General features: G+C 55.8%; 29 protein-coding genes and 1 other RNA gene. 14 read left to right on the forward strand and 16 right to left on the reverse strand.

From position 1 onward, the window contains the following. The first annotated feature begins 203 nt into the window (after positions 1 to 203). Positions 204 to 428 (forward strand): 50S ribosomal protein L31, encoded by a 225-nt coding sequence (gene rpmE, locus ACQY4Z_RS15055; protein ID WP_008196026.1) that lies wholly within the window; start codon positions 204 to 206, stop codon positions 426 to 428. A gap of 128 nt (positions 429 to 556) precedes the next feature. Here rpmE and ACQY4Z_RS15060 read toward each other — a convergent pair whose 3' ends face one another. Together ACQY4Z_RS15060 and ACQY4Z_RS15065 are read right to left on the reverse strand one after the other, a co-directional pair. Further along, entirely contained in the window at positions 557 to 1099 is a 543-nt protein-coding gene (locus tag ACQY4Z_RS15060) for a DUF1465 family protein (protein WP_428522542.1), read from the reverse strand. Between the two features lie 403 nt (positions 1100 to 1502). Next, a complete protein-coding gene (locus ACQY4Z_RS15065) occupies positions 1503 to 1700 on the reverse strand; it encodes a DUF1192 domain-containing protein (protein ID WP_428522544.1) in 198 nt (65 codons plus the stop codon). Between the two features lie 139 nt (positions 1701 to 1839). Here ACQY4Z_RS15065 and ACQY4Z_RS15070 point away from each other — a divergent pair, with 139 nt between their 5' ends. Beyond that, a complete protein-coding gene (locus ACQY4Z_RS15070) occupies positions 1840 to 2844 on the forward strand; it encodes an NAD(P)H-quinone oxidoreductase (RefSeq protein ID WP_428522546.1) in 1005 nt (334 codons plus the stop codon). Positions 2845 to 2998: 154 nt separating this feature from the next. Then, positions 2999 to 3745 carry a DUF1013 domain-containing protein gene (locus ACQY4Z_RS15075; RefSeq protein ID WP_420339723.1) on the forward strand — a complete coding sequence of 249 codons (747 nt, stop codon included), beginning with the start codon at positions 2999 to 3001 and terminating at the stop codon, positions 3743 to 3745. A gap of 139 nt (positions 3746 to 3884) precedes the next feature. Here the strand turns inward: ACQY4Z_RS15075 and ACQY4Z_RS15080 are convergent, their stop codons facing one another. The 13 genes from ACQY4Z_RS15080 to tkt all read right to left on the reverse strand — a co-directional run bounded on the left by ACQY4Z_RS15080 (position 3885) and on the right by tkt (position 16806). Beyond that, entirely contained in the window at positions 3885 to 4268 is a 384-nt protein-coding gene (locus ACQY4Z_RS15080; protein WP_428522548.1) for a GFA family protein, read from the reverse strand. A gap of 61 nt (positions 4269 to 4329) precedes the next feature. Then, entirely contained in the window at positions 4330 to 5364 is a 1035-nt protein-coding gene (locus ACQY4Z_RS15085) for a peptidoglycan -binding protein (protein WP_428522550.1), read from the reverse strand. Between the two features lie 6 nt (positions 5365 to 5370). Then, positions 5371 to 6360 carry a flagellar motor protein MotA gene (locus ACQY4Z_RS15090; RefSeq protein WP_040451027.1) on the reverse strand — a complete coding sequence of 330 codons (990 nt, stop codon included), beginning with the start codon at positions 6358 to 6360 and terminating at the stop codon, positions 5371 to 5373. Between the two features lie 168 nt (positions 6361 to 6528). After that, positions 6529 to 7335: an inositol monophosphatase family protein gene (locus tag ACQY4Z_RS15095; RefSeq protein ID WP_008191746.1), complete on the reverse strand. Its 807-nt coding sequence runs from the start codon at positions 7333 to 7335 to the stop codon at positions 6529 to 6531. Between the two features lie 66 nt (positions 7336 to 7401). Next, entirely contained in the window at positions 7402 to 7965 is a 564-nt protein-coding gene (gene efp, locus ACQY4Z_RS15100) for an elongation factor P (protein ID WP_008196321.1), read from the reverse strand. A gap of 157 nt (positions 7966 to 8122) precedes the next feature. Next, entirely contained in the window at positions 8123 to 9256 is a 1134-nt protein-coding gene (locus tag ACQY4Z_RS15105; RefSeq protein WP_428522553.1) for a tetratricopeptide repeat protein, read from the reverse strand. Between the two features lie 7 nt (positions 9257 to 9263). Next, a complete protein-coding gene (locus ACQY4Z_RS15110) occupies positions 9264 to 9902 on the reverse strand; it encodes a thiamine phosphate synthase (RefSeq protein ID WP_428522555.1) in 639 nt (212 codons plus the stop codon). Between the two features lie 136 nt (positions 9903 to 10038). Beyond that, positions 10039 to 11106, reverse strand: coding sequence for a class II fructose-bisphosphate aldolase (fba, locus tag ACQY4Z_RS15115; RefSeq protein WP_428522557.1), 1068 nt, complete (start codon positions 11104 to 11106; stop codon positions 10039 to 10041). A gap of 216 nt (positions 11107 to 11322) precedes the next feature. Further along, positions 11323 to 11703 carry a VOC family protein gene (locus ACQY4Z_RS15120; RefSeq protein WP_428522559.1) on the reverse strand — a complete coding sequence of 127 codons (381 nt, stop codon included), beginning with the start codon at positions 11701 to 11703 and terminating at the stop codon, positions 11323 to 11325. 24 nt (positions 11704 to 11727) lie between these two features. Next, positions 11728 to 12921, reverse strand: coding sequence for a phosphoglycerate kinase (locus ACQY4Z_RS15125; protein ID WP_428522561.1), 1194 nt, complete (start codon positions 12919 to 12921; stop codon positions 11728 to 11730). A 16-nt stretch (positions 12922 to 12937) separates the two neighbouring features. Next, positions 12938 to 13561: a LysE family translocator gene (locus ACQY4Z_RS15130; RefSeq protein ID WP_428522563.1), complete on the reverse strand. Its 624-nt coding sequence runs from the start codon at positions 13559 to 13561 to the stop codon at positions 12938 to 12940. Positions 13562 to 13664: 103 nt separating this feature from the next. Then, positions 13665 to 14675: a type I glyceraldehyde-3-phosphate dehydrogenase gene (gene gap, locus ACQY4Z_RS15135; protein WP_428522565.1), complete on the reverse strand. Its 1011-nt coding sequence runs from the start codon at positions 14673 to 14675 to the stop codon at positions 13665 to 13667. Positions 14676 to 14817: 142 nt separating this feature from the next. Next, the gene (gene tkt / locus ACQY4Z_RS15140) at positions 14818 to 16806 is read right to left on the reverse strand and encodes a transketolase (RefSeq protein ID WP_428522567.1); all 1989 of its coding nucleotides are present in this window, start codon (positions 16804 to 16806) and stop codon (positions 14818 to 14820) included. A gap of 443 nt (positions 16807 to 17249) precedes the next feature. Here tkt and ACQY4Z_RS15145 point away from each other — a divergent pair, with 443 nt between their 5' ends. The 7 genes from ACQY4Z_RS15145 to ACQY4Z_RS15175 all read left to right on the forward strand — a co-directional run bounded on the left by ACQY4Z_RS15145 (position 17250) and on the right by ACQY4Z_RS15175 (position 20878). Beyond that, positions 17250 to 17528, forward strand: coding sequence for a DUF4164 domain-containing protein (locus ACQY4Z_RS15145; RefSeq protein ID WP_209174937.1), 279 nt, complete (start codon positions 17250 to 17252; stop codon positions 17526 to 17528). Positions 17529 to 17534: 6 nt separating this feature from the next. Next, on the forward strand, positions 17535 to 17912 hold the full coding sequence (locus tag ACQY4Z_RS15150) for a cell division protein ZapA (RefSeq protein WP_409694358.1): 378 nt from the start codon (positions 17535 to 17537) through the stop codon (positions 17910 to 17912). Positions 17913 to 18001: 89 nt separating this feature from the next. Further along, positions 18002 to 18156: non-coding RNA, 6S RNA (ssrS, locus tag ACQY4Z_RS15155), on the forward strand. A gap of 56 nt (positions 18157 to 18212) precedes the next feature. Further along, a complete protein-coding gene (locus tag ACQY4Z_RS15160; protein ID WP_428522569.1) occupies positions 18213 to 18791 on the forward strand; it encodes a 5-formyltetrahydrofolate cyclo-ligase in 579 nt (192 codons plus the stop codon). A gap of 40 nt (positions 18792 to 18831) precedes the next feature. Further along, positions 18832 to 19659, forward strand: coding sequence for a TIGR00282 family metallophosphoesterase (locus tag ACQY4Z_RS15165; RefSeq protein WP_428522571.1), 828 nt, complete (start codon positions 18832 to 18834; stop codon positions 19657 to 19659). Between the two features lie 96 nt (positions 19660 to 19755). Next, on the forward strand, positions 19756 to 20502 hold the full coding sequence (locus ACQY4Z_RS15170) for a YebC/PmpR family DNA-binding transcriptional regulator (RefSeq protein ID WP_409694354.1): 747 nt from the start codon (positions 19756 to 19758) through the stop codon (positions 20500 to 20502). Positions 20503 to 20581: 79 nt separating this feature from the next. Then, positions 20582 to 20878, forward strand: a complete 297-nt coding sequence (locus ACQY4Z_RS15175; protein WP_428522573.1) for a MazG-like family protein — start codon at positions 20582 to 20584, stop codon at positions 20876 to 20878. On the opposite strand, the gene ACQY4Z_RS15180 is transcribed toward ACQY4Z_RS15175, so the two are convergent. Then, positions 20867 to 21628, reverse strand: a complete 762-nt coding sequence (locus ACQY4Z_RS15180; RefSeq protein ID WP_428522575.1) for a sulfite exporter TauE/SafE family protein — start codon at positions 21626 to 21628, stop codon at positions 20867 to 20869. The two genes, ACQY4Z_RS15175 and ACQY4Z_RS15180, sit on opposite strands and share 12 nt — an antisense overlap. A gap of 95 nt (positions 21629 to 21723) precedes the next feature. On the opposite strand from ACQY4Z_RS15180, the gene ruvC reads away from it, so the two are divergent. The 4 genes from ruvC to ruvB are packed head-to-tail and all read left to right on the forward strand — an operon-like array spanning position 21724 to position 24128. After that, on the forward strand, positions 21724 to 22239 hold the full coding sequence (ruvC, locus tag ACQY4Z_RS15185; protein ID WP_133951439.1) for a crossover junction endodeoxyribonuclease RuvC: 516 nt from the start codon (positions 21724 to 21726) through the stop codon (positions 22237 to 22239). Continuing rightward, positions 22236 to 22853 carry a Holliday junction branch migration protein RuvA gene (gene ruvA, locus ACQY4Z_RS15190; protein WP_409694348.1) on the forward strand — a complete coding sequence of 206 codons (618 nt, stop codon included), beginning with the start codon at positions 22236 to 22238 and terminating at the stop codon, positions 22851 to 22853. The genes ruvC and ruvA overlap by 4 nt, the downstream gene beginning before the upstream one ends. Then, positions 22850 to 23095: an endonuclease gene (locus ACQY4Z_RS15195; protein ID WP_428522578.1), complete on the forward strand. Its 246-nt coding sequence runs from the start codon at positions 22850 to 22852 to the stop codon at positions 23093 to 23095. Before ruvA ends, ACQY4Z_RS15195 begins: the two co-directional genes overlap by 4 nt. After that, positions 23085 to 24128 carry a Holliday junction branch migration DNA helicase RuvB gene (gene ruvB, locus ACQY4Z_RS15200; RefSeq protein ID WP_428522580.1) on the forward strand — a complete coding sequence of 348 codons (1044 nt, stop codon included), beginning with the start codon at positions 23085 to 23087 and terminating at the stop codon, positions 24126 to 24128. Before ACQY4Z_RS15195 ends, ruvB begins: the two co-directional genes overlap by 11 nt. Positions 24129 to 24230: the final 102 nt, after the last annotated feature.

Here is a 24230-nt window from a genome sequence, read left to right on the forward strand (position 1 = left end):
CTGAAATGCTGTAGTGGATTTGATTCCCGGAAATGTCCGGAATTGCGGGAAATTCGGTCTTGTCTTGTCCGCTGCCTTGGGGTATATCCCCGCCTCATGTTTCTAAGGGCGGCATCCGCAACTGGATCGGCGGCCCTTTATTTAGTTTGCGCTCCATAGCATTCTGACCAAAGATAGCTTGAAGGCGCTAGAAAGGACCGGTCATGAAAGCGGATATCCATCCCGACTACCACACCATCAAGGTCGTAATGACCGATGGTACCGAATTCACCACCCGCTCCACTTATGGCGCGGAAGGCGACACCCTGCAGCTCGACATCGACCCGACGTCTCACCCGGCTTGGACCGGTGGTGACCGTCAGTTGATGGACCGCGGCGGCCGCGTGTCCCGCTTCAAGAACAAGTTTGCTGGGTTCCTGGGTTCTTAAATCCAAGCCAACAGCGAGACTGTTTAAGACCCGGCCGGAAGGCCGGGTTTTTTGTTGCCTTGTGTTCTGGTTACAAAAAAAGCCGCCCGGAGGGCGGCTTAAAAGAAGAGAAACCTGAAGACGATCTATCAGCCGATTTTGCCGAAGGCGGCGTGCAGCTGGTTGATCTGAGATGCCACAGGGTTGTCGTTGTTCGCTTCTTCCTGCGGTGCGGCTTCTTCGGCTCTGTAGAGCATCTTGTCGAGATGAACGACGCGCTCCTGCAGCCGGGTCGAACGTTCTACAAGATTGCGTAAGCTTTCCGGCAGGTCGTCCCAGGCCGGGCCGCCCATTGCGCTGCTGAGTTTGTCTAGGCGGACCTTGTTCTTGTCGCTACCGGCTTGTTCGCGGGACATCTCGCCTTCGTTGACGGCGCGTTGTAGCAGCAGCCAGGAAGCCAGCTGCATAAGGCGCGTTGTCAGGCGCATGGATTCAGTTGCATAAGCCAGCGAGGCTGGGCGTGGTAGCTTCTTGGCTTCTTCGCGCCCATCGCCATCAAGATAAAGCGCTGTCTCTTCGACCAGAGACATGCCTTCCTGAAAAAGCGTCTGGAAGTTGTCGGAGCTGGCCAGGTGATGCGCGATGTGTACGGCATCAGAAGAGCGGTCCGTTGTCTTGATATCTTCCGTCATGAGCTTACTACGCCTCGGTTACTTATTCTGGTTGCCCGCGGTTGTTGTCCCGTTTGTGTCACCTTTGGTCAGGTGTGCACATTTGGAACAGTGCGAGCCCTTGTGCCTTTTACACAGCAATCCGTGTGCCAGATGCAGTCACTTGAGCCGCGTTAACCAGAACTACCGCAGAGTACTACGCTCGAACGGCAAAAAAAAGAGCCGCACGGTTGCGGCTCTAAGTCTTTAACAGGGAGGCGTCAAACAGAGTGGTCTGAACCACTCCTATCCAGATGACTGGATGCATAAATTTATAATTTGGAAAGATTAATGATTGGTAAATGAATAAAAATCTATTAAAGACGTTAAGGATAAAGGCTGTCGATTTCGAATAAATTCACAACTTTTGCAGATAGTTACAAGGTTACTTCTGAAAGAATGCGTCTGCAGCATTGCGAATAGTGCTGCGTTGCTCAAGCGCCTCTCTTGTACGGTTAACTTCCGCGGTTAATGCCTCGATCCGGTCCCGGAGTTCGTCCTCTGACAAGCGGCTTAGATCTTCGCCAACGGTAACCACATTCGGTTCCTGCTTTTTGGGGATATCATCGTCAAAGAGGCCCATGTCATATCTCCTGCCGGATCTACGCGAATGGCAATCTTGCTCACCCGTGTTTGATCCTCATAAACTCGGCCATTATTTACCATAGAACCGGGACAAGCGCAGCCGTATGTCCCAATTTGGATCATAAGGACAGTTCCATATGCAGAATTTGCCGGACACCATGACAGTTGTTGCGATTTCAGAACCAGGTGGACCTGAGGTTCTCATTTTGGAACAGCGCGCCCTGCCGGACGTGGGCGACGGAGATATCCTGATCCGTGTTGAGGCTGCTGGTGTGAACCGCCCCGATGTCCTTCAGCGAATGGGCGCTTATCCGCCTCCGAAGGGCGCATCGGACCTTCCAGGCCTTGAGGTTGCCGGAGAAGTGGTTGCTGTCGGGGCAGCCGTTCATGGGCACTCTGTCGGTGACAAGGTGACAGCTCTTTGCCCGGGCGGGGGCTATGCGGAGTATTGTAAGGTGCCAGCGGGTCATGCCTTGCCGGTGCCGGCTGGTATGACTGTGCCGGAAGCGGCTGCGCTGCCGGAAACATTCTTCACTGTATGGACCAACGTTTTCGACCGTTGCGGTCTACGGGAGGGCGAGCGCTTTCTGGTTCATGGTGGGGCGTCCGGAATTGGCACATGTGCCATTCAGTTGGCCAAGGCCTTCGGTGCTGAGGTGTTCACCACGGTCGGTTCATCAGAGAAGATCGAAGCGGTGAAAGCCCTTGGTGCGGATCACGTCATCAATTATCGGGAACAGGCGTTCGAAAAGGTCATCCTTGAGGTCACTGGCGGACAGGGTGTTGATGTCATCCTGGATATGGTTGGCGGAGATTATGTTGAGCGGAACTGGAAAGCTGCGGCCATTGAAGGCCGGATATGTCAGATCGCGACCCTGAACGGTGTGTCCCATGATGTGAATTTCTCGCGCCTCATGGTGAAACGGCTGACGCACACCGGTACAACGCTACGGCCGAGAGATGATGCGTTTAAGACTGCCATTGCCGATAGCCTCCGATCCAAGGTTTGGCCATTGATCGAATCAGGCCAGATCAAACCTTTGATCGATTCCACCTTTCCGTTGAGTGAGGCTGCCGAAGCTCATCGGCGCATGGAAAGCTCTGGCCACATTGGTAAAATCGTCATGTCGGTCGGATCCTAGAAGACCGACCGGACCTGGGCGCTGTGGTGGTTCGCAAGATCATTTGCGTTTCCGCCGCGTTCAGCCTATATTTGCGCCAATTCCCATTAAATTGAAATGGAACACCGCTCTTCCGACCTGCCGGCCGGGGGAGCAGACAAGAGGAATTTGACCGATGGCGAACACGCCGCTTATGCCGAAAGCAACTGCCGTCTGGCTCGTGGACAACACTGCGCTGAGCTTCACGCAGATCGCGACATTCTGCAAGCTGCATCCGCTTGAAGTGAAAGCCATTGCAGATGGTGAAGCGGCCCAGGGCATCAAGGGTTTGGATCCAGTTCTGACCGGCCAGTTGACGCGTGAAGAAGTCGAACGTGCTCAGAACGATCCGAACTACCAACTCAAGCTGCAAGGCTCAAAGGTTGTTGTCCCGGAAACCAAACGCAAAGGCCCACGCTACACGCCGGTTTCGCGCCGTCAGGACCGCCCGAATGCAATCCTCTGGCTGGTGCGCAATCACCCGGAGTTGAAAGACGCGCAGATCATGCGTCTCGTTGGAACCACCAAGCCGACGATTGCCGCCATTCGCGACCGGACCCACTGGAACTCGGCGAACCTGACACCATCCGATCCGGTAACGCTCGGTCTCTGCAGCCAGCTTGAGCTCGACATTGAAGTCGAAAAGGCTGCGAAGAATGCACCGCAGCCGATGGCAGGCGAACCAGCAGAAACGCTGATGTCGGTTGATGACAGCACCAGCGAAGATGCAATTGCTGCAGCGTTCTCGCTCGATCCGAACACCGCGCCGAAGCGCGAGGAAGAAGAAGAGATCGATGTCGACGCCGTGTTCGCCAATCTGAACTCTCCGAAAGACGCAGATGGCGACGACGAAACAGACGACGACAGCTCAACTAAGCTCTAAACGCCTGTCACAGTAACAGTTCTGGAGCCACCGGATGACGTGTCATCCGGTGGTTTTTTGTTTCACATGTCAATAGCGGGCACCAATCCGGCCTGGAGTCTGTCTCTCTTCCTAACCTTCGTAGAGGTGGAGGCGCCGGCTAAAATTTCTGGATCTGTAGGGCATCGTCGGTGATGTCATAGTAGTCACCTTTGTCTTTGACAAAGATGTGTTTGCCAATCTCCAGCCCCGTCGGGCTCTCCAGGCAACCGGCAGCTATTCCGATGCCTTCTTCGGTGTTCATGCGGTAAAACAGGCTGGATCCGCAGAATTTGCAAAAGCCGCGTTTGGCAAAATCAGAAGACTCATACCAAGTCAGGCCTTCGTCAGTTGTAAACTGCAATTCCTTGAAAGGGGCGTGGGTCGACGCCCAATTGTGCCCACTTGAGCGGCGGCATTGCCCGCAATGGCAGATCGTGACTGTTTTTCTAACCTCCGGGACTTCAAACCGGACTTTTCCGCAATCGCAGCGACCTTTGAGCAATACTGCCTCCTGAAATTATCCTTAAAGAACGGATTTCATAGATCGAGATGGGTCCGGCGGTTTAGCGCTCGGTTAATTTCAGCTCGATCCGGCGGTTTTTCGCCAAAGCATCCAGCGTTTCACCTTCTTCCAGAGGTTGGAACTCGCCAAAGCCCGCAGCTACAAGCCGTTTTGGGTCGACACCCTTCTCAATGAGATACCGGACAACCGAGATGGCACGGGCTGCCGACAGTTCCCAGTTGTTGCGCAGGCGCCCAGTGCCGGAAAGCGGTCGGGCATCGGTATGACCATCCACACGCAAGACCCAGTTGATCTCATCCGGGATCTGTCCGCTTAGTTCGAGGATTGCCTCCGCAAGCTTGTCCAGTTCCTGCTGGCCTTCCGGGTTGATGTCCTCAGAGCCTGAATCAAAGAGCACCTCCGACTGGAAGACAAAGCGGTCGCCGACTACCGAAATGTCGGAGCGTTGGGAAAGGATTTCTCGCAGTCGTCCGAAGAAGTCAGACCTGTAGCGCGAGAGCTCTTGAACCCGCTGTACCAGAGCGGCGTTCAGCCGTCTGCCAAGGCTCGCGATCTTTGCCTGGCTTTCGGCTTCCTTGGCTTCAGAGGCCTCAAGCGCGGCATTGGCTGCTGCAATTTGGCGGCGAAGAGCCGCAATCTGCTGGTTGAGCAGTTCGACCTGGGCCAAGGCCTCCTGGCTGACCTGACGCTCATCATCGAGGAGATTCTCAAGTTGTGCTGCTCTGCCGCCGGCTGCCTCGGCATCTCCCGAGCTGCTTTCCAAAAGGCCCAACAGGCGAGACTGTTCAGCTTCAGCGCTGCTGAGGCTGGCCTGAAGTCCAAGAATGGTGTCTTCCAGTTCGCCAGAGGAGGCCCTTTCCAGTGCAAGCAACTCAGTCAGTTCACTGATTTGAGCGTTCAGCCGGTTCAGAACCGTGTCGCGTCCGGACAGTTGCTGCGAGAGAAAAAACTGCGCGATCATGAAGATCGACAACAGGAAGATAATAACCAACAGGAGTGTGGCCATCGCATCGACGAAGCCGGGCCAGTAGTCGGTCTGTTGGGCGCGGCGGCGCGACCTGAGGCTGCCAGCCATCCGCGATTACTCCTTCGCCCGGTCGAATGCGGCGGAGATCGAGGCAAGTAGACCCTCGATCCGCTTTTGCTGTTCGCCTTGTGATTCCGCCCAGTCGCGCATCATCTGCTGTTCGGAGCGCACATGTTTGACCAGTCCCTGAATACCTTCAGCGAGGTTTGCCATGGCCTGGGAGGCGGTTTTACTGCCGCCTTCTTCAACGCTTTTTTGCAAGGCTGAGATCGAAGCCTGGATCTGTTCGACGCCCGGGGAATCTCCGGAGGCAAACATACCGTCTTCCGGATCTATGTCCGTGACGGTTGATAGCCAGTCTTCCAGTTCGTTGTAGAACCGGTTTTGCGCCTGACCTGCTTGCAGATCTAAAAACCCGAGGATCAAAGACCCTGTCAGACCGAAGAGGGATGATGAAAACGCAGTGCCCATGCCGGACAATGGGGCTTCCAAGCCGGCTTTTAGGTCCTCAAAGATGACATTCGCATCGCCAGAGCCGACATCCAAGGACTGGATCGTCGCGCCAACCGAACTCACTGTTTGCAAGAGGCCCCAAAACGTCCCGAGCAGCCCGAGAAAAACCAGCAGCCCGGTTAGGTAACGGGATATTTCCCGGGATTCTTCAAGGCGCATGCCAATGGAATCGAGAATGGAACGAGCAATCGTCGGGGTCAGCGCCATGTCGCCGGATTTGTTGCCGAGGAGGGCAGCCATTGGTGCGAGCAGAACGGGAGACCGGGTGTCGAGCGCAGGATCTCCGATACGGAAGCTGTTGACCCATGCAATTTCCGGAAACAAACGAATGACACGGCCAAATAGGAGGAGAACTCCAAAGGCACCAACAAACACAATTAGGCCGTTGAGGCCCGGGTTGCTCATGAAAGCTGTTGAGACTTGGGGAAACAGGATGAAGGCAATGAAAGCGACGATCACCAGAAAGATGATCATGAACGTCAGATAGGCCCTCGGGCTCGACAAGCTGTAGGGGTCAAATTCACGTGCCATGTTTGCTGTCAATCACCGTTCTGCAGAGGTCATTGATTGATAGCGTGATTTTTAACCTCTTGAAAACCGTGAATCGGCCCGGGAACCCCAATTATATTTGGAAAGCACAAAAACCAGCAGGCCTGATGAGGCTGCCGGTAAATGACATTTGCGGGTGAATGTGGGGTGTTATGCTTGTTGCGGGGCCGCTGCTTTCTTAAGCAAGCGCAGGAGGTGCTTGTGGGCATCCTCATTGCCGACCACAACATCGCCCGTCTCCAGCATCTTGGATTTGCCGTCCAGATCGCTGACGAAGCCGCCCGCTTCGCGGACCATCAAAAGGCCTGCTGCAATGTCCCAGGAATTAAGGTCGCGCTCCCAATAGCCGTCGAGCCGGCCGGATGCTGTCCAGGCCAGATCGAGCGCTGCGGCGCCAGCCCGGCGAATGCCAGCGACTTCCGGCATGATGTGGCGCAGCTCGCGCAACGTGCGGCCATGATCACCGCGTCCGATGAATGGCAGGCCGGTCCCGAACACCATCTCCGGCAGCTCTGTCCGTCCCGCAACACGAAGTCTGCGGTCGTTGAGAAAAGCGCCGCGGCCACGTTCGGCGGTGTACAGCTCGTCCATGACCGGATTGTAGATCACACCGGCAACGATCTCGCCGTTCCGCTCGAGCGCAATGGATGTAGCGAAAATCGGAATGCCATGCAGAAAGTTGGTCGTGCCGTCGAGAGGGTCAATGTGCCAGCGATGCTGACCGTCCGTTCCCTCAACTTCACCGCTTTCTTCCATAACGAGGCCAAAAGTCGGACGGGCCTTGGTCAGCTCGGACCGCACGATTTCCTCAGCTTTCCGGTCGGCAGCCGAGACAAAATCTCCAGGACCTTTTCGGGATACCTGCAGGTTTTCAACTTCACCGAAGTCACGGACGAGGCTGCGACCGGCTTTGGTCGCGGCTTGAACCATGACGTTGAGGATTGCTGTGCGGGCCATGTTGTTTCACTTGTTGTTGGGCGCAACGGCAGATCCGCTGCGCCAGATGTTCAGCTGGTTGAGGCGTCAGTCTGCGCGCTTCACGTATTCCAGCGTACCGGTGTCGACGATAATTTTTTCGCCAGCGGTGATGAACGGCGGCACCATCACGCGAACGCCATTTTCCATGAGCGCCGGCTTGTAGGATGAAGACTGGGTCTGGCCTTTCACGACCGCATCGGCTTCGCTGATTTCCAGCGTGACGTGTTGCGGCAGAGTGATACCGATCGGGCGCTCTTCATGAAGTTCCACGGTCACCATCATGCCGTCCTGCAGGAAGGCGGCACGATCGCCAACAAACTCTGTTTGCAATTCCAGCTGTTCGTAGGTCTCTGTGTCCATGAAGATCAGCATGTCGTCTTGCGTGTAAAGGTACTGGAAGTCCTTCTGCTCAAGACGGACGCGCTCGACTTTATCTTCAGACCGGAAGCGCTCATTGAGCTTGCGGCCGTCGAGCAGGTTTTTCATTTCGACCTGCGCAAACGCACCGCCCTTGCCAGGCTTTACGTGTTGAACCTTGACGACGGCCCACAGGGTTTCCTGATGCTGAAGCACGTTGCCCGGCTTGATTTCGTTACCGTTGATTTTCATGGAACGACCGATTTTTGATTTGTCTGGATCTTGTACGGCGCAAAAATCAGTTCAACAGACCGCGCCAACAATGGATTGCGCCTGTCCACCATAAATGCTCGCTTCTTTCAAGGAAAAAAGCGAGCTCCGGCTACAAACAGTCGGGCAATTGCCAGGATTACGGAGAGTTCAGGTACGATTCGTCCGATGGTGCCATCAAGGTCGCGGAATACTGCTCAGCCAGCTTTCTTGCGGCAGCAAGTGTCTCGTCGTCCAGCGTTCCGAATATGCCGTCCAGTGTCGGGTCGGAAACTCCAAGTGTCCGGGCAATAAGATGCCATCCGGCAGCCGCAGCATTGTCATGCTCGCGCCCGCGGCCATACGCATAGATCCGGGCAAGCCGGTTCATAGCGACAGGGTTTCCAGCAGTTGCTGCGCGTTCAAACCAATCTGCAGCTTCGCTTTCGTCGGGATCTACGCCGCGACCCTGAAACCGGAGAATGCCGTAGTAGACTTGCGCAAAGGTATGACCTCTGCGGGCGGCGCGCCCCATCCAGAAGGCACCTTTGCCAGGATCATTGAGGCCGTCACCGGATTCAAGATATGCCAAGGCGAGTGTGTATTGCGCTTCAGGATCGTTCAGTTGAGCAGCTTCTTCGAGAAGTTCCCGTGCCTTTTCCTCGTTGTAAGGCCGCCCCTCGCCCTCCTTGTAAAGGATCGCAAGATTATAGAGCGCGGAAGGGTTGTCCGCTTCGGCAGCTTGTTCGAAGAGTTCGGCTGCCTTGGCCTTGTCCTGCGGTATGGCATCGCCGAGCAGGTATAGTTGCGCGAGCTGAAGTGCAGACCCATTGTCGCCTTGTGCCGCTGCAAGACCATACCAGTCCGCAGCTTTTGCCTTGTCCTGTTTGATGCCAAGCCCTGCCTCATGGAGAACACCCAACAACGCTTGCGCGGATCGGTCGCCGTTCTCCGCTAGCGGCGTTGCCAAGGCCAAAGCGGTCAAATGCCAGCCGCGCTGGAAGGCGCTGTATGCTGTGTCCGAGGAAGCGGTTTCCCCGTCGGCCAGAGACGGGGGGCCGGAATCGATCAGGCTGGCAATGGTTTTGTCCCGCGTCGTGACATCGACAAGTGCAGGAAGTTTCGCAGTGCCTGGAGCTTCAACTGCCGAGATATTAGCCGCCGGTGTTTCCGTTTGTCCGGATGCGGCTAAGGGCAATCCAATCAAAGCTGCAGACACGAATGCTGCCGCTGCAGTTTGCCGAACCACGGGTGTGGTGATCAGTATAACCATGGCCGGTTTGAGACCTCTCATACGGCTGTCAGTCAACCTCCGGGAACGGATGCGCTTCAAGCACCGTGTTGGCATCTGAAATTGTCTTGGCGATGTCTTCAGAATGCCAGACAGCATCCTTCAGGGCAACGAAATCGGCGCCAGTGGCTGCCACCTCGGCAAGTGTTTCAAGTGTGTTGCCTGCTAGGGCGACACAGGGTGTCTCGAAAAGTTCCGCCCACCAATTGGCACCTGACAGGGTCTTGTCGTGGGCAGTTTCTTTTTCCGTCAGATCCAGCTTGCCGAAGAACAGGTAGTCGACGCCGGTCTCTGCCCATTCCATGGCATCATGTTTCGTTTTGGTTCCGCCTGTCCCGACGACGCGGTCTGGCTGGAAGCTCTCCACGGCGAGTTTCACATCCTCAAGGGACTTGTCGACATGGACACCGTCGGCGCCGGAGCGGCCAGCTGCCTGCGTGTCGCCGTAGACCAATGCGGCTGCGCCGCCTTCCTGAATGATCGGAACAAGGACTTCTGCTGCCGCTTGAATGTCCTTTGTTGATGCATCCGGCATGTAGATCATCACACACGCAATATCACCGCCCGTGAAAGCCTGTTTGAGCTGATCTGCGACCTTTACCGTATCAAATGCAGGCGGTGTCACAAGGAAAAGGCGGGGTCGGTTCACGAATGTCTGTCCTGATGTATCTTTAAATCTGGCAACTCATTGCCACTGTTTCTTGTCCCTAAAGACGGCGAAAGAGGGACGCAAGGTCCCTCTTTCAAGATTTTGATCTGACCAGCTTGCCAGATGCTGCCAGTTCTTAGGCGATCTTCGGATCCAGGCTGCCGTTCTCGTAGCGGGCTGCCATGTCGGACAGCGTAACGATTTTCTTGATCTTGGATGCTTGGCCTGCGGTGTTGAACGCTTCCAGACGGGCCACACAGAGCTTTTGCATAGCCTCACGTGCCGGCTTCAGATATTTGCGCGGATCGAATTCGCCATGGTTTTCCTGCAAGATCTTGCGGATCTGGCCCGTCATTGCCATGCGGTTGTCGGTATCGATGTTGACCTTGCGCACGCCGTTTTTGATCCCACGCAGGATTTCTTCAACCGGCACACCCCAGGTTTGCGGCATTTCTCCGCCGTACTGGTTGATGATGTCCTGCAGATCCTGAGGCACGGACGATGACCCGTGCATCACAAGATGTGTGTCCGGCAGGCGACGGTGGATCTCTTCGATCACATGCATGGCGAGGATATCACCATCTGGCTTGCGGGTGAATTTGTAGGCGCCGTGGCTCGTGCCCATGGCAATTGCCAGCACGTCCACCTTAGTTTCCTTGACGAATTTTACCGCTTCATCCGGATCGGTCAGGAGCTGATCTTCTGTTAGCTTGCCTTCCGCGCCGTGACCGTCTTCCTTGTCGCCCATGCCGGTTTCAAGGGAGCCAAGGACACCCAATTCACCTTCGACTGAGATGCCGCCGAGATGCGCCATGTCGGTCACGGTTTTTGTGACGCCGACGTTGTAATCCCACGACGCAGGAGTTTTGCCGTCTGCTTCCAGAGAGCCGTCCATCATGACGGATGTAAAGCCGGCCTGAATGGCCGTCATGCAGGTTTGAGCCGCATTGCCGTGGTCCAGGTGAACGCAAACTGGGATGTGCGGGTAGATTTCGACAACCGCGTCCATCATGTGCTTCAGCATAACATCATGTGCGTAGGCCCGGGCACCGCGGGAGGCCTGAATGATCACCGGAGAATCGGTCTCGTCAGCGGCGGACATGATGGCCAGCGCCTGTTCCATGTTGTTGATGTTGAATGCCGGCACGCCGTAATCGTTTTCGGCAGCGTGATCAAGCAGCTGGCGGAGTGTAATGCGGGCCATTTATGTCTCCCAAGAGCCGGTATCGCAGCTTCCACTTTGGGGTTGTTTTACGATCCGGGTGTTGCGGTGCGTCAATCTCCGGTGGTTCTATCAAGAATCCGGCAGAGGAAAAGGGGCGAGAGGTTTCTTAAATCAATTTAATTTCAAGGTGATGCCGGTTTCTACCCGGTTGTGATTAATTTGACCTGTGAATTAATTGAGGTGGTTTTTGTGAACTCAGCTGCCAGCCGGGATCAGTGAGCTCACATCAATCATTGTTCCTGATGGATCGCTCAAGATCATCCGGCGTTGTCCATATTGCATGTCGCGCGGCGCTTCGATGATGTTTGCACCCAACTCCAATGCTCTTTTGTGAACCGCATCGCAATCATCAACGACAAACGTCAAGATGATGCCTGCGGGTTGATGCCGAGCGGCCTCGGGCACAATCTCATGGCTTGCGAGAAGGATGCCGAGCTCCAAACCCGTTTGATCAGGGGCCTCCAGGTTTACAAACCAGTCAGAAGAGAACTTCGCCGTGTAACCAAAGAGCTTCTGATAAAAGGCCGCGGTGACCGCGACCTCTTCTGTCAGGATGTTTGTGAAAGCGCGTTGCATTTCAATCTCCCGAAGCGTTGTAGATCAGCTCTCCAAAGCCTTGACGCCCGGCAGTTCCTTGCCTTCAAGCCACTCAAGGAACGCGCCGCCTGCGGTCGATACATAAGAGAAATCGCTTGCAGCTCCTGCATGATTGAGGGCTGCCACCGTGTCACCGCCACCGGCAACAGAGTTCAATTTGCCGGATTTGGTGTTCTCGGCAGCGTGTTTGGCAGCCGCCACAGTCGCAGTATCAAACGGGGCGATTTCAAAGGCACCGAGGGGGCCATTCCAGACGAGGGTCTTGGCAGCGTCGATTTTCGACTTCACCACCTCAACGGACGCCGCGCCGACATCCAGGATCATACCATCCGCTGGTATAGCGTCTACCGACACAGTTTCGTTGTCCGCGCCTGCCTTGAACTCCTTGGCGACAACGGCATCAATCGGCAGCACGATTTCGCAGCCAGCGGTCTCCGCAGCAGCCATAATCGTCTTTGCCGTGTCCGCGAGGTCATGTTCGCACAGCGACTTGCCGACATTTACGCCTTTGGCGGCCAGGAAAGTGTTGGCCATGCCACCGCCAATCACCAGAATGTCCACTTTGGCAACGAGGTTCTCCAGAAGGTCGATTTTGGACGACACCTTAGCGCCGCCTACAACAGCCAGAACAGGGCGGACGGGTTCACCAAGCGCGGAGCCGAGTGCTACTAGCTCTGCCTGCATCGTGCGGCCTGCATATGCCGGAAGCAGCTGGGCGATGCCTTCCGTCGAACCATGCGCCCGGTGAGCAGCGGAAAACGCATCATTCACATAGATGTCGCCATTGGCGGCGAGCGCTTTTGCAAACTCCGGATCGTTCTTTTCTTCGCCTTTGTGGAAACGTGTGTTTTCCATCAAAAGAACCTGGCCGTTTTGCATGACCGCAACCGCGCCGGCCGCGGAGGGGCCGATGCAGTCTTCCGCGAAGCCAACGGTCTTGCCAAGCAAGTCAGAAACGGCTCGTGTTACCGGCGCAAGGGACATTTCCTTGACCTTTTCACCTTTTGGTCGGCCAAAATGCGCGAGCAGAATGACCTTGGCGCCTTTTTCGGAGAGTTCTTTGATTGTCGGCAGAACCCGTTCGATACGGGTTGTGTCGGTGACCTTGTAATTGTCCATCGGAACATTGAGGTCAACGCGAACAAGAACGCGTTTGCCGGTAAGATCGGTGATGTCGTCGAGTGTCTTGAAAGTCATAAGATCCACCTAGTTGTCAGGGGCGGGTTGAACTGGTTGTAACAGCGATGCCGATCCCGAAAAGGGTCAAGAGAACGCCGAAGGACCGTTCCATCCAGAGTTTTGCGCGGATGAATTGCTGGCGCACTGGCGGCAGCGTGAAGAAGAAAGTGACGAGCACGAACCAAAGGAATACGCCGCTTGCCATGATCACGCCATAGCTGACCTTGGTCCAAAGTGCTGTTTCCGGAGAGGTGACCTGCAGAAAGACGCTGAGAGCAAACATCGTCGCCTTCGGATTGGTCACGTTGGTGAAGAAACCCCAGCGCAGAGCCTTGAGCGGCGGCATACCGGCGAGCGCACTGTCGGCCGGCATTTCCCTTGAAGCTGTCCGGTACATGGTGACGCCCAGAAACACCAGATAGGCCGCGCCGATCAACTTGAGCGCGTTGAAGAGAAAAATGGATTGCGAGACGATCAGGCCAATTCCGGCGAGGGCGTAGGTAACGTGAACGCCCAGGGCGAGGCCGATGCCAAGTGCGGTCATAATACCGGCCAAACGGCCGCCGATGAGCGCGTTGCGAAGGACAACGGCGAAGTCAGGACCTGGAACGATGGCGACAACAATCGTCAGTGAAATTACTGTGAAAAGCTCGAGCAAGCGTGCCCCCGGGTTGGATGTTTTCGGGCAAACAAAAAGCGGATGCAGGAGACCTGCATCCGCCTATATGTCATAACAGATGGCTGTCCATCCAGACCATGTATTAGATCAGTTTTGCCATGGCAATCGCCGTGTCCGCCATCCGGTTGGAGAAGCCCCATTCATTGTCGTACCAGGACAGCACCGACACCATTGTCCCGTCCATGACCTTGGTCTGATCCATATGGAAGATCGACGAGTGCGGGTCGTGGTTGAAATCGACGGAGACGTTCTTGTCTTCAGTGTAGCCGAGCACGCCTTTGAGTGCTCCGCCCGCTGCCGCTTTGACTGCAGCATTGATTTCTTCAACAGTAGTGTCGCGTTTGGCGATGAACTTGAGGTCAACCACAGAAACATTTGGGGTTGGAACGCGCATTGCGAAGCCGTCCAGCTTACCGTTCAGTTCTGGCAAGACGAGACCGACAGCTTTCGCTGCACCGGTTGATGTCGGGATCATGGACATGGCTGCAGCGCGGGCGCGGTAAAGATCCTTATGCATCGTATCCAATGTCGGCTGGTCACCGGTGTAGGAGTGAATGGTCGTCATCATGCCTTTTTCGATGCCGACGGAATCGTGTAGGACCTTGGCGACCGGTGCCAGACAGTTGGTGGTGCAGGATGCGTTGGAAACGACAAGGTCATCAGCCGTCAGCGTGTCATGGTTGACGCCGTACACGATTGTCTTGTCGGCGCCAGCCGCAGGGGCAGATACGAGGACGCGTTTTGCGCCAGCATCGAGGTGCGCAGACGCTCTATCCTTCGAATTGAAGATCCCGGTGCACTCCATGGCAACGTCGACACCCAGTTCACCCCAAGGCAGGTCTTTTGGGTCGCGGATCGCAGTTACCTTGATCGGCTTGCCGTCATCGATCGAGATCGTGTCACCGTCAACTGTGACCGTTGCAGGAAATTTGCCGTGGACAGAATCGTAGCGCAGCAGGTGCGCGTTTGTCTCAACCGGGCCGAGGTCGTTAATGCCGACGACCTCAATGTCGGTGCGGCCAGATTCGACAATGGCACGCAGAACGTTGCGGCCGATGCGGCCAAAGCCGTTGATTGCTACCTTGGTTACCATAGTTTTCTCCCGCATTTGGGGCCAGCTTAGGCCCTGCGCCTATCAATAGGTTACTATATCTAATCGATTTAAAAGGCAAAATAATTACCAAAAAAGTCCCGGCAGTGTGCAGAGGCGCCGCACACTGCCGGGACACATTACATTAAACGTTGAGCTTTTCCTTGGCCGCCGCAACGACGGAATCCTTCGTGATGCCGAAGTGCTCGTAAAGTTCCTTGTAAGGCGCGCTGGCACCAAACCCGGTCATGCCAATGAACAGACCGTCATTGCCGATAAACCGGTCCCATCCCATGCGGATGCCGGCTTCGACGGCGATCTTGACCGGGCTGGAGCCGATGACGGCCTCTTTGTAGTCTGCAGATTGTGCTTCGAAGAGCTCAAAGCTCGGTACGGAAACGACGCGAGCCGCGATGCCTGCGTCCACCAGTTCCTTGTGGGCGTCGACGGCGATTTCGACTTCAGAGCCTGAAGCAAAGATCGTGACCGCAGCGTCATCTTCGCTTTCGATCAGAACATACGCGCCATTTGCGCTCAGGTTCTTCTCTTCGAAAGTCTTGCGCTGGGACCGCAGGTTTTGGCGTGTCAGGGCAAGAACGGAAGGTCCATCCTTGTTTTCCAGCGACAATTGCCAGCATTCCAGTGTCTCGGTGATATCAGCCGGACGGAAGAACGTTAGGTTCGGGATCGCCCGAAGCGCTGCGAAGTGTTCAACAGGCTGGTGGGTCGGGCCGTCTTCACCCAGACCGATGGAATCGTGCGTCATGACGTGAATGACGCGCTGGTTCATCAGGGCTGCAAGGCGGATCGACGGACGGCAGTAGTCGGAGAAAATCAGGAACCCGCCGGAATAGGGGATCAGGCCGCCATGCAGGGCCATGCCGTTCATCGCGGCTGCCATGCCGTGTTCGCGAATGCCGTAGTGGATGTATCGGCCTGAGAAGTCCTCCGGGGTGACCGGGTTAGTCTGGGCCGTTTTGGTGTTGTTGGACCCGGTCAGATCGGCAGAACCACCGATTGTTTCCGGGATAACGCCGTTGATGACTCCAAGAACAGCCTCGGACGCTTTGCGCGTTGCCATTGTCGGCTGTTCTTCAGCAAGCTTCTTCTTGTAGTCTAGGACCGCCTGCTCAAATCCTGCCGGAAGATCACCGCGATTGCGGCGTTCAAATTCGGCGCGGGTTTCGGTGTCCGCATCGTTGAAGCGTTTCTGCCAATCCTTGTGAGCGTGGGCTGAACGAAGGCCGGCAATTCGCCAGGCGTCCAGAATATCGCTTGGAACCTCAAACGGCTCATGCGGCCAGTTCAGTGTTTCGCGGGTACCTGCGATTTCCTCAGCACCGAGGGGAGCGCCGTGTACCTTGGCCGTACCGGCCTTTGTCGGGGCGCCGAAGCCGATGGTTGTTTTCGCTGCGATCAGTGTTGGTTTGTCGCTGGCCTGTGCCTGCCGGATTGCAGCCGCGATGCCATCAGGGTCGTGCCCGTCGACATTCAGCGTATTCCATCCAGAAGCAGCAAAACGGGCAACCTGATCCGTGGAGTCCGTGATGCTGACAGCGCCGTCGATCGAGATGCCGTTGTCGTCCCAGATTACGATCAGTTTGTTCAGTTTTAGGTGACCTGCGAGCGACAGGGCCTCCTGACTGATGCCTTCCATCAAGCAACCGTCGCCGGCCAGAACGTAGGTATAGTGATTGACGAGATCCTTGCCGAAACGCTCTTCTTGTAACCGCTCCGCGATCGCCATACCGACAGCGTTGCCAAGCCCCTGACCCAGTGGGCCTGTGGTCGTCTCGATACCCGCACCATGACCGAACTCCGGGTGACCAGCGGTCTTTGCGCCCAGCTGACGGAAGTTTTTCAATTCTTCCAGCGGGAAGTCTTCATAGCCGAGCAGATACAGCAGGCTGTAAAGCAGCATGGATCCGTGACCCGCCGACAGAACAAACCGGTCGCGGTCAGCCCAGTTCGGCGCGGTCGGGTCAAACTTCAGAAATTCTGTAAAAAGGACAGTGGCGATATCGGCCGCGCCCATTGGCAATCCGGGGTGTCCGGATTTGGCCTGTTCCACGGCATCAATGGCAAGAAAGCGGATTGCATTCGCCATGCGCTGGTGTTTTTCAAGATCGCTCATCTGTGTCCCGTCGCTTGCGTTGGAGCCCCTGCCGCCAGCGTGGACCGTCTGGCGTGGAGTTGTAAGGTGCGTTGTTTCTTTAAAGGCAACTGTTGTCAGTTCCGATCAGGCGCCAGACAAATATCAGGAACGGTCAGCGAGTCAATAAAGCCCTGAATAGCGAAAGAGGGAATAAATTCCGCATTTGGGGGTTATCGAATTGAGGAAACTAACAATGGTGCCATTGACGGGAAGAATATGGTGCACCTAATCTCAGCTGCCGGAGCCGGATTTACCTTTTTTGATTTATCAGGTTGCCAGGGAAAGCGCGAAACCCGCTGGTTGTTTGCGGACGCTGCTTTTTTTATGCGAAAAGCTACGCTGAGGGTAAGGCATAACACAAAGCGGCAAAAACCGCTCCAAGAGGGATTGAGGTGACGCTTTATATGGCGGATGTCGATGTCATGGAAAAGACGAGCCTGTCCGATGCCGTAAAGCGCCTTGAATCCGCCCTCGGCCAGTTGGAGACTGCCGTTCAGCGCCGTTTGGATGCAGACCGTTCTCTCAATTCCCTTCAGGACGACCTGCAGCGTATGGGGGAAGACAGGTCCCAGTTGGCTGCCTCTTTGGACGAAAGTGAAGCGCGTGCGTCCCGGCTTGAAGAAGCCAACAAAGATGTTTCCCGCCGGTTGGTAACGGCCATGGAAACGATCCGCAGCGTTTTGGACACCCACGGAGGCTGATGCGGTTTGGCTCAGATTAGCGTAACCATCAATGGCAAGTCCTTTCGGATGGCGTGTGATGATGGCGAAGAGCAGCGCCTCGAAGGGTTGGCTGCGCGGTTCGATGGCTGGATTGGCGAGCTCAAATCGGCCTTTGGTGAGATCGGTGATCAGCGACTGACTGTGATGGCCGGCATCATGGCAACTGATCAGTTGTCGGAACTGGAACGTAAAGTCACACGGCTTGAGCAGGAGTTGGCGGCAGCCAAAGATCAGCAAGTGGCTGCCCTCAATAATATGAGCCAGAATGAACAGGATCTTTCGAGAGCCGTAAATACCGCTGCGGCGCGCATCGAAAGCCTTGCCGACGGACTTACGAAGAGCCTGCGAACGGCCAATGACTGAGCGACCAAATCCGCCCTGCCCAAGACTTCGTTTGTGATCAACACGGTGCCGCACTGGTAATTGCGCAAGCTTGCCTCTATATGCGGTAGTCGTGGCTGCCCGATTTGTCAGGACACTTATCCCCGGGGCCTTACGCATTCCTTAGGGAGCTGTCCCTGCTTTGGGCCGTGGTCCGTTGCATACGGCGCCCACCTACTTTGTAGGTTCTCCGGGATTGCACATCCAACGGTCGGGTGGCTGCGCAGCTTGAACAAGTCTCGTTCAAGCCGGGCCGGTAAAAACAGATTATTGTGAGCGCCCATGACGACAGATCTCTCACTCGCAGACGAAAAACACCTGCTCCGCAAGGAAGCTCTGGCGCGCCGCAAGGCCATGCCCGAGGTTCTGCGGATCGAGAAAAGCTTGGCTCTTGCCGATCACGTTTCTGATCTCCCGATCCCAGAGGGGGCAATCGTCGCAGGCTTTTGGCCGATCCGGGACGAGATCGATCCGCGTCCGCTGCTCGACCGTCTTCGTCAAAACGGCCATACCCTGTGTTTGCCAGTTGTCGCAGAGCCTCATTTGATATTCCGGAAGCTGGACCGGGGATGTGCAATGGAAGATGCCGGTTTTGGCACAATGGCACCCGGTCCAGATGCAGAGGAGCTGCGGCCGGATGTTCTGTTGATGCCTCTTGCGGGGTTTGACCGGCAGGGCAATCGGATCGGGTACGGCAAAGGCCATTATGACACCACGATTTCTGCTCTTGAGAAATCAGGACCGCTTCTTTGTATTGGCCTTGCCTTTTCCTTGCAGGAGGTGGGGCTTGTTCCGGCAGAAAGACACGACAAACCCCTCGCCGGGATATTAACGGAAGACGGCTACCGATCGTTCTGCTAATTGATGGCCCGTTGGCGAAGTTGGTGTTCTGCGAGGATTAATGCGTATTCTTTTTCTGGGGGATTTGGTGGGCCGTGTCGGTCGAACGGCAGTGATTGAAAAACTGCCTAACCTGGTAGAAGAACAGCAACTCGATTTTGTTATCGTAAACGGTGAAAACTCAGCATCCGGTTTCGGCATCACCGAAGCGATCCTTCAAGACGTGCTTGATGCCGGTGCAGATGTGGTGACAACCGGCAACCATGTCTGGGACCAGCGGGATACACTGGTTTACATCGAGCGTCAGGACCGGTTGCTACGTCCGGTCAACTATCCGAGCGGCACGCCTGGCCGCGGAGCGCATCTCTTTACGGCGCGGAACGGGGCGCAGGTCATGGTCGCCAACGTCATGGGGCGTGTCTACATGGATGCTCTTGATGATCCGTTTGCGGCGATCGACAAGGTCGTCAACGATTGCCCGCTTGGAGATGTCGCAGATGCCATCATCATTGATGTTCATGCAGAAGCCACCAGCGAAAAACAGGCTATGGGCCACTTTCTGGACGGCCGTGTGAGTCTGGTGGTTGGCACCCACACGCATGTTCCGACCGCGGACCATCAGATTTTGGAAAACGGCACGGCCTACATGTCGGATGCCGGGATGTGCGGTGCTTATGACAGTGTTCTGGGCATGGACAAGGAAGAGCCGGTCAATCGCTTTCAGCGCAAGATCCCTGGCTCCAGATTCACGCCGGCGACAGGTGCCGCGACCATCTGCGGTGTGGCGATCGAAACAGATGACCGGACCGGACTGGCCCAAGCGATTGCGCCGGTCAGAATTGGCGGGCGTCTTGAGCCGGTCCTGCCGCCTTTCTGGGCCGCAAGCTAGTTCCAAATTTTCAGGAACTGGATTTTCCGCGCCAACTTGCCTATAAGCGGCGCAGTTTTCGTAAAAAGCAAATCCGACTGAGAGCCGAGAAGAGCCATGGCAGGCCATTCAAAATTCAAGAACATCATGCACCGCAAGGGACGTCAGGACGCCGTTCGTTCCAAGATGTTCTCCAAACTGTCCAAGGAAATTACTGTCGCAGCGAAGATGGGAGACCCTGATCCGGACTCCAACCCGCGCTTGCGCCTGGCGGTTAACAACGCCAAAGCTCAGTCCATGCCGAAAGACAACATTCAGCGCGCGATTAACAAGTCGCAAGCTGGCGATGCGGAAAGTTATGACGAAATCCGCTACGAGGGCTACGGTCCGGCCGGTGTTGCTGTCGTTGTTGAAGCCTTGACGGATAACCGCAACCGGTCTGCGTCGAATATTCGCTCCTACTTCACCAAGTGTGGAGGGTCTCTCGGGGAAACTGGCTCCGTGTCTTTCATGTTCGACCGCGTTGGCGAGATCATCTACAAGCCAGAGGCCGGTGAAGCAGATGCTGTCCTTGAAGCGGCCATCGAAGCTGGTGCCGACGACGTTCAATCCGATGAAAACGGACACACGATTTACACAGCATTTGAAGATCTGAACGATGTCGCAAAGGCATTGGAAGAGGCGCTTGGCGAAGCAGACTCCACAAAAATCATCTGGAAGCCTCAGAACCTGACACCAGTCGATGCTGACAAAGCCCAAACGCTGATGAAACTGATCGACATGCTGGAAGACGATGATGACGTCCAGAACGTCTACACCAACTTCGATGTCGATGAAGAAACCATGGCGCAACTGGCTTCCTAATTAGCCGGAACACTGTTTCTTAAACCCCGGGCTCCCCCGGGGTTTTTCTTTTTGATCATACACGCCAAAACGCAAAGAAATGTTTCAGATTTTCGAACTCACCCAAGCTGATCCGAAGTCACTGCTTGAGCGGACCTTGAAACTGTCTGAGGAGACTGGCGAGTTGGCTGAAGCTGTGCTGTCTGTGACTGATGCCCCGGGAAGTGGCTATAAGGCGCATACCCTTCTCGATGTGCGCGAGGAGGCCGCCGATGCAGCTCTGGTTGCCTTAAGTGTACTGGCCCAGACGTGCGAAACTTCCGCAGAATTCTCGGCGGAGCTAGAACGATTGATGCGAGAAAAGTCTGCCAAATGGCAGGCGAAACTATCGGAGTAAGGGATCAAGCAGGGGCAGGCTGGTAATGGCTGCTATGGCGATGAGTAGGTTTGCGATCCACCGGTAAGTCCGCTGGTTTGAACCTGTGAAGCCCTTGGAGCCGAGATAAAGCGCTATTGCGTATACCGGTATGGCCATGACCAGAAGCCGGGCGACCTCAACCGTGAAAAATCCATTCAGTATGTAGGCGACAAATGTTCCGATGCTTGCCAGCGGGAAAAACATAATGAGGTTGGCGCGGATGACAGGTGTGTCGTTCCTGCCGGAAAGCCAGAAAGCAGCAACCGGCGGTGCAGAGACCTGTGAGACACCGCCCAGAACTCCGGACGCTGCTCCAACGCCAAATGAAACCTGAGGTGTTGGGTGTTTCTGATAGCGCCAACCGGACACCACGAGCGCCAGAGTGCCTGCGACGACAGCACTTATTATCCAACGCAAGGTCAATACATCCATAGTCGCCAGAAGCCACGCTCCGGCATGGACAAATAGGACAGATCCAATCATTGCAGGAAGCACCGTCGACCAGTCACACAAATGGATCGCCCGGCGGACCAGAGGTAAGGAGACGATGCTGTCGATTAAGAGAAACGTGGCGGCCGCCGTTGAAGGGAGCATCACACTTGCGGCAACCGGCATGAAAATCATTCCTGCGCCAAATCCTGCAAATCCTCGGATATACCCGGCAACAAATAGGATCACCGCCAGAAAAATCAGCAACTGCGGGGAAAAAGACGCCAGAATGTCGAACATGCAATCTCGCAATTTGCGGAAAGGCGCTGTGGGAAATGTTCGTAAGCAGCGCTTTAGCTGGCGTCAATGGGCAAGTTTTGTTACCGATTTGTTCCATGACACATGCGATTCGATTGCTGGGCATTGACCCCGGCCTCCGGCGGACCGGGTGGGGCATGATCGAGGCGGCCGGAAACCGGCTCTCCTTCATTGCCTCAGGGACGGTGACTTCCGACAACAAGAAGAGCCTAGCAGAGCGCCTGGTCGAGTTGCATGACGGGTTGACCGCTGTTGTGCGTCAGCACAATCCGGCAGAGGCCGCCGTCGAGCACACCTTTGTCAACAAGGATGCAGGGGCAACTCTGAAGCTCGGTCAAGCGCGCGGCGTGGCGCTTCTTGTTCCTTCGCTGGCCGGGCTATCGGTCGCGGAATATGCTCCGAATCTGGTGAAGAAAACCGTGGTCGGGACCGGGCACGCGGAAAAAGAACAGATCCGGGCCATGGTTAAGGTCTTGATGCCACGGGCGACCTTCAATTCAGATGACGCAGCAGATGCACTTGCGATTGCCATCTGTCATGCCCAGCACCGGGCGAGCACAGCTGCGCAACTCAAAGCCTTGGGGGCTGCATGATCGGGAAACTGAAGGGAACAATCGACAGCTATGGAGAGGATCACGTGATCCTTGATGTTCATGGCGTTGGCTATCAGGTGCATTGCCCGTCGCGGATCCTTCAAGGACTGCCACGTGCAGGGGAAGCCGCCGTCCTGTTTATCGAGACGATTGTGCGTGAAGACATGATCCGACTTTATGGATTTGGGGCGGAAGCCGAACGGGAATGGTTCCGCATCCTGATGACGGTGCAAGGTGTCGGCGCGAAGGTTGCGCTGGGAATACTCGGGATCTTGAAAGCGAGTGAAGTTGCCAATGCCATCGCGCTGGGCGACAAGGCTACAATCTCACGTGCGCCAGGTGTGGGTAAACGGGTTGCAGAACGGATCCTGAGCGAGTTGAAAGACAAGGCACCTGGCCTTGCGAGCATTGATCAGGACACGATTTCTGTGTCTCAGACGGTGGCGGACAATGTCGCGGCCCGGCCGGTTGCAGAGGCCGTATCTGCCTTGACCAATCTTGGCTATGGGCAACCTCAAGCGAGTGCCGCTGTTGCCAAGGCGATGCAGTCTGCGGGCGAAGATGCGACAACGGAAACCTTGATACGTCTTGGGCTGAAGGAGCTCGCGGGATGATTGTTTTTACCTATGCCGTTATAGCAATTTCTTTCGTCGTGCTCGGTATCGGCGGGATCATGTATCTGGACCACCGGTTTTCTGTGACGGTTGGTGATCGGCCGTTCGCGATCAAGGGGCGCCGGATCGAGACAGATGATCCTTTTGTCCGGAAACAGTTCCGGAAATTCTATGCCATCCGAGTCGCCTACTCTCTGTTCCTACTCGTCTTGTTGTTCGTGGTGGTCAGCCATGTCGGATGACCAGCGCATCGTATCTCCGGAAATCCGGGGCGATGAGATCGACAGCACAATGCGCCCGCAAGCGCTTGATGACTTCGTCGGTCAGGCGCAAGCCCGTGCGAATCTGAAGGTCTTCATTGGTGCGGCCAAGGCGCGTGGGGAAGCGTTGGACCACGTCTTGTTCGTCGGGCCTCCCGGGCTCGGCAAAACAACCCTTGCCCAGATCATGGCGCGCGAACTTGGCGTGAACTTCCGGGCGACTTCCGGCCCGGTCATTGCGAAAGCGGGTGACCTCGCCGCTCTTCTCACAAATTTGGAAGAGCGCGACGTTCTTTTCATTGACGAGATCCACAGGCTCAATCCGGCTGTTGAAGAAGTCCTTTATCCTGCAATGGAAGACTATCAGCTGGATCTGATCATCGGCGAGGGGCCTGCTGCCCGGTCAGTGAAGATTGATCTTGCGAAATTCACACTGGTTGCAGCAACCACGCGTCTGGGTCTTCTCACAACGCCTCTGCGCGACCGGTTTGGTATTCCGGTTCGGCTGGAGTTTTATACGGTTCCGGAACTGGAGCACATCGTCAAACGCGGTGCGTCTATCCTTGGGATCGGCATGGCGGAAGACGGCGCGCATGAGATTGCAAAACGGTCCCGCGGAACGCCCCGGATTGCGGGACGCCTGCTGCGCCGGGTTCGGGATTTCGCTGTTTTTGAAGGTGCCGAGAAGGTCGACCGGGCCTTGGCAGATAAAGCCTTGCGGCAGCTGGAGGTGGATGGCGCTGGGCTTGATAGCCTGGATCGGCGCTATCTCAATCAGATCGCCGTCAACTTCGGCGGTGGCCCGGTAGGAATTGAGACGATTGCAGCCGCCTTGTCGGAGCCGCGCGATGCCATTGAAGAAATCGTGGAACCATATCTCATTCAAAATGGATTTCTGCAGCGGACACCGCGTGGACGCATATTGACGCCGACCGCATTCTCGCATCTTGGCCTTGCCGCCCCATCCCGTCCAGATGGGCCGCAAATGGGACTGTTCCTTGATCCGGATCAGTGACCCTTAAACCGAGCGTTCCTCGAGGTTTCGGCAGACATTTACACTGGAGCAAATGCTTCTAAAGATGTCTGCAGTTTTAACGGTAGGGATTTTTACTAGTTA

It is taken from the genome of Roseibium sp., assembly GCF_965276855.1.
In the GTDB taxonomy this organism is placed as follows: domain Bacteria; phylum Pseudomonadota; class Alphaproteobacteria; order Rhizobiales; family Stappiaceae; genus Roseibium.

Excerpts from the sequence above, each read along its gene's own strand:
- ACQY4Z_RS15090 (WP_040451027.1), bottom strand. The coding sequence starts at position 6,360 with ATGGCACGTGAATTTGACCCCTACAGCTTGTCGAGCCCGAGGGCCTAT.
- gap (WP_428522565.1), bottom strand. The coding sequence starts at position 14,675 with ATGGTAACCAAGGTAGCAATCAACGGCTTTGGCCGCATCGGCCGCAAC.
- ACQY4Z_RS15175 (WP_428522573.1), top strand. The coding sequence starts at position 20,582 with ATGTTTCAGATTTTCGAACTCACCCAAGCTGATCCGAAGTCACTGCTT.
- ACQY4Z_RS15070 (WP_428522546.1), top strand. The coding sequence starts at position 1,840 with ATGCAGAATTTGCCGGACACCATGACAGTTGTTGCGATTTCAGAACCA.
- ACQY4Z_RS15145 (WP_209174937.1), top strand. The coding sequence starts at position 17,250 with ATGGAAAAGACGAGCCTGTCCGATGCCGTAAAGCGCCTTGAATCCGCC.
- ruvA (WP_409694348.1), top strand. The coding sequence starts at position 22,236 with ATGATCGGGAAACTGAAGGGAACAATCGACAGCTATGGAGAGGATCAC.
- ACQY4Z_RS15160 (WP_428522569.1), top strand. The coding sequence starts at position 18,213 with ATGACGACAGATCTCTCACTCGCAGACGAAAAACACCTGCTCCGCAAG.
- ACQY4Z_RS15075 (WP_420339723.1), top strand. The coding sequence starts at position 2,999 with ATGGCGAACACGCCGCTTATGCCGAAAGCAACTGCCGTCTGGCTCGTG.
- ACQY4Z_RS15170 (WP_409694354.1), top strand. The coding sequence starts at position 19,756 with ATGGCAGGCCATTCAAAATTCAAGAACATCATGCACCGCAAGGGACGT.
- ACQY4Z_RS15180 (WP_428522575.1), bottom strand. The coding sequence starts at position 21,628 with ATGTTCGACATTCTGGCGTCTTTTTCCCCGCAGTTGCTGATTTTTCTG.
- ACQY4Z_RS15085 (WP_428522550.1), bottom strand. The coding sequence starts at position 5,364 with ATGGCTGGCAGCCTCAGGTCGCGCCGCCGCGCCCAACAGACCGACTAC.
- ACQY4Z_RS15065 (WP_428522544.1), bottom strand. The coding sequence starts at position 1,700 with ATGGGCCTCTTTGACGATGATATCCCCAAAAAGCAGGAACCGAATGTG.
- ACQY4Z_RS15060 (WP_428522542.1), bottom strand. The coding sequence starts at position 1,099 with ATGACGGAAGATATCAAGACAACGGACCGCTCTTCTGATGCCGTACAC.
- ACQY4Z_RS15120 (WP_428522559.1), bottom strand. The coding sequence starts at position 11,703 with ATGCAACGCGCTTTCACAAACATCCTGACAGAAGAGGTCGCGGTCACC.
- ACQY4Z_RS15125 (WP_428522561.1), bottom strand. The coding sequence starts at position 12,921 with ATGACTTTCAAGACACTCGACGACATCACCGATCTTACCGGCAAACGC.
- ACQY4Z_RS15105 (WP_428522553.1), bottom strand. The coding sequence starts at position 9,256 with ATGAGAGGTCTCAAACCGGCCATGGTTATACTGATCACCACACCCGTG.
- tkt (WP_428522567.1), bottom strand. The coding sequence starts at position 16,806 with ATGAGCGATCTTGAAAAACACCAGCGCATGGCGAATGCAATCCGCTTT.
- ACQY4Z_RS15165 (WP_428522571.1), top strand. The coding sequence starts at position 18,832 with ATGCGTATTCTTTTTCTGGGGGATTTGGTGGGCCGTGTCGGTCGAACG.
- ACQY4Z_RS15095 (WP_008191746.1), bottom strand. The coding sequence starts at position 7,335 with ATGGCCCGCACAGCAATCCTCAACGTCATGGTTCAAGCCGCGACCAAA.
- ruvC (WP_133951439.1), top strand. The coding sequence starts at position 21,724 with ATGACACATGCGATTCGATTGCTGGGCATTGACCCCGGCCTCCGGCGG.
- ruvB (WP_428522580.1), top strand. The coding sequence starts at position 23,085 with ATGTCGGATGACCAGCGCATCGTATCTCCGGAAATCCGGGGCGATGAG.
- fba (WP_428522557.1), bottom strand. The coding sequence starts at position 11,106 with ATGGCCCGCATTACACTCCGCCAGCTGCTTGATCACGCTGCCGAAAAC.
- ACQY4Z_RS15195 (WP_428522578.1), top strand. The coding sequence starts at position 22,850 with ATGATTGTTTTTACCTATGCCGTTATAGCAATTTCTTTCGTCGTGCTC.
- efp (WP_008196321.1), bottom strand. The coding sequence starts at position 7,965 with ATGAAAATCAACGGTAACGAAATCAAGCCGGGCAACGTGCTTCAGCAT.
- rpmE (WP_008196026.1), top strand. The coding sequence starts at position 204 with ATGAAAGCGGATATCCATCCCGACTACCACACCATCAAGGTCGTAATG.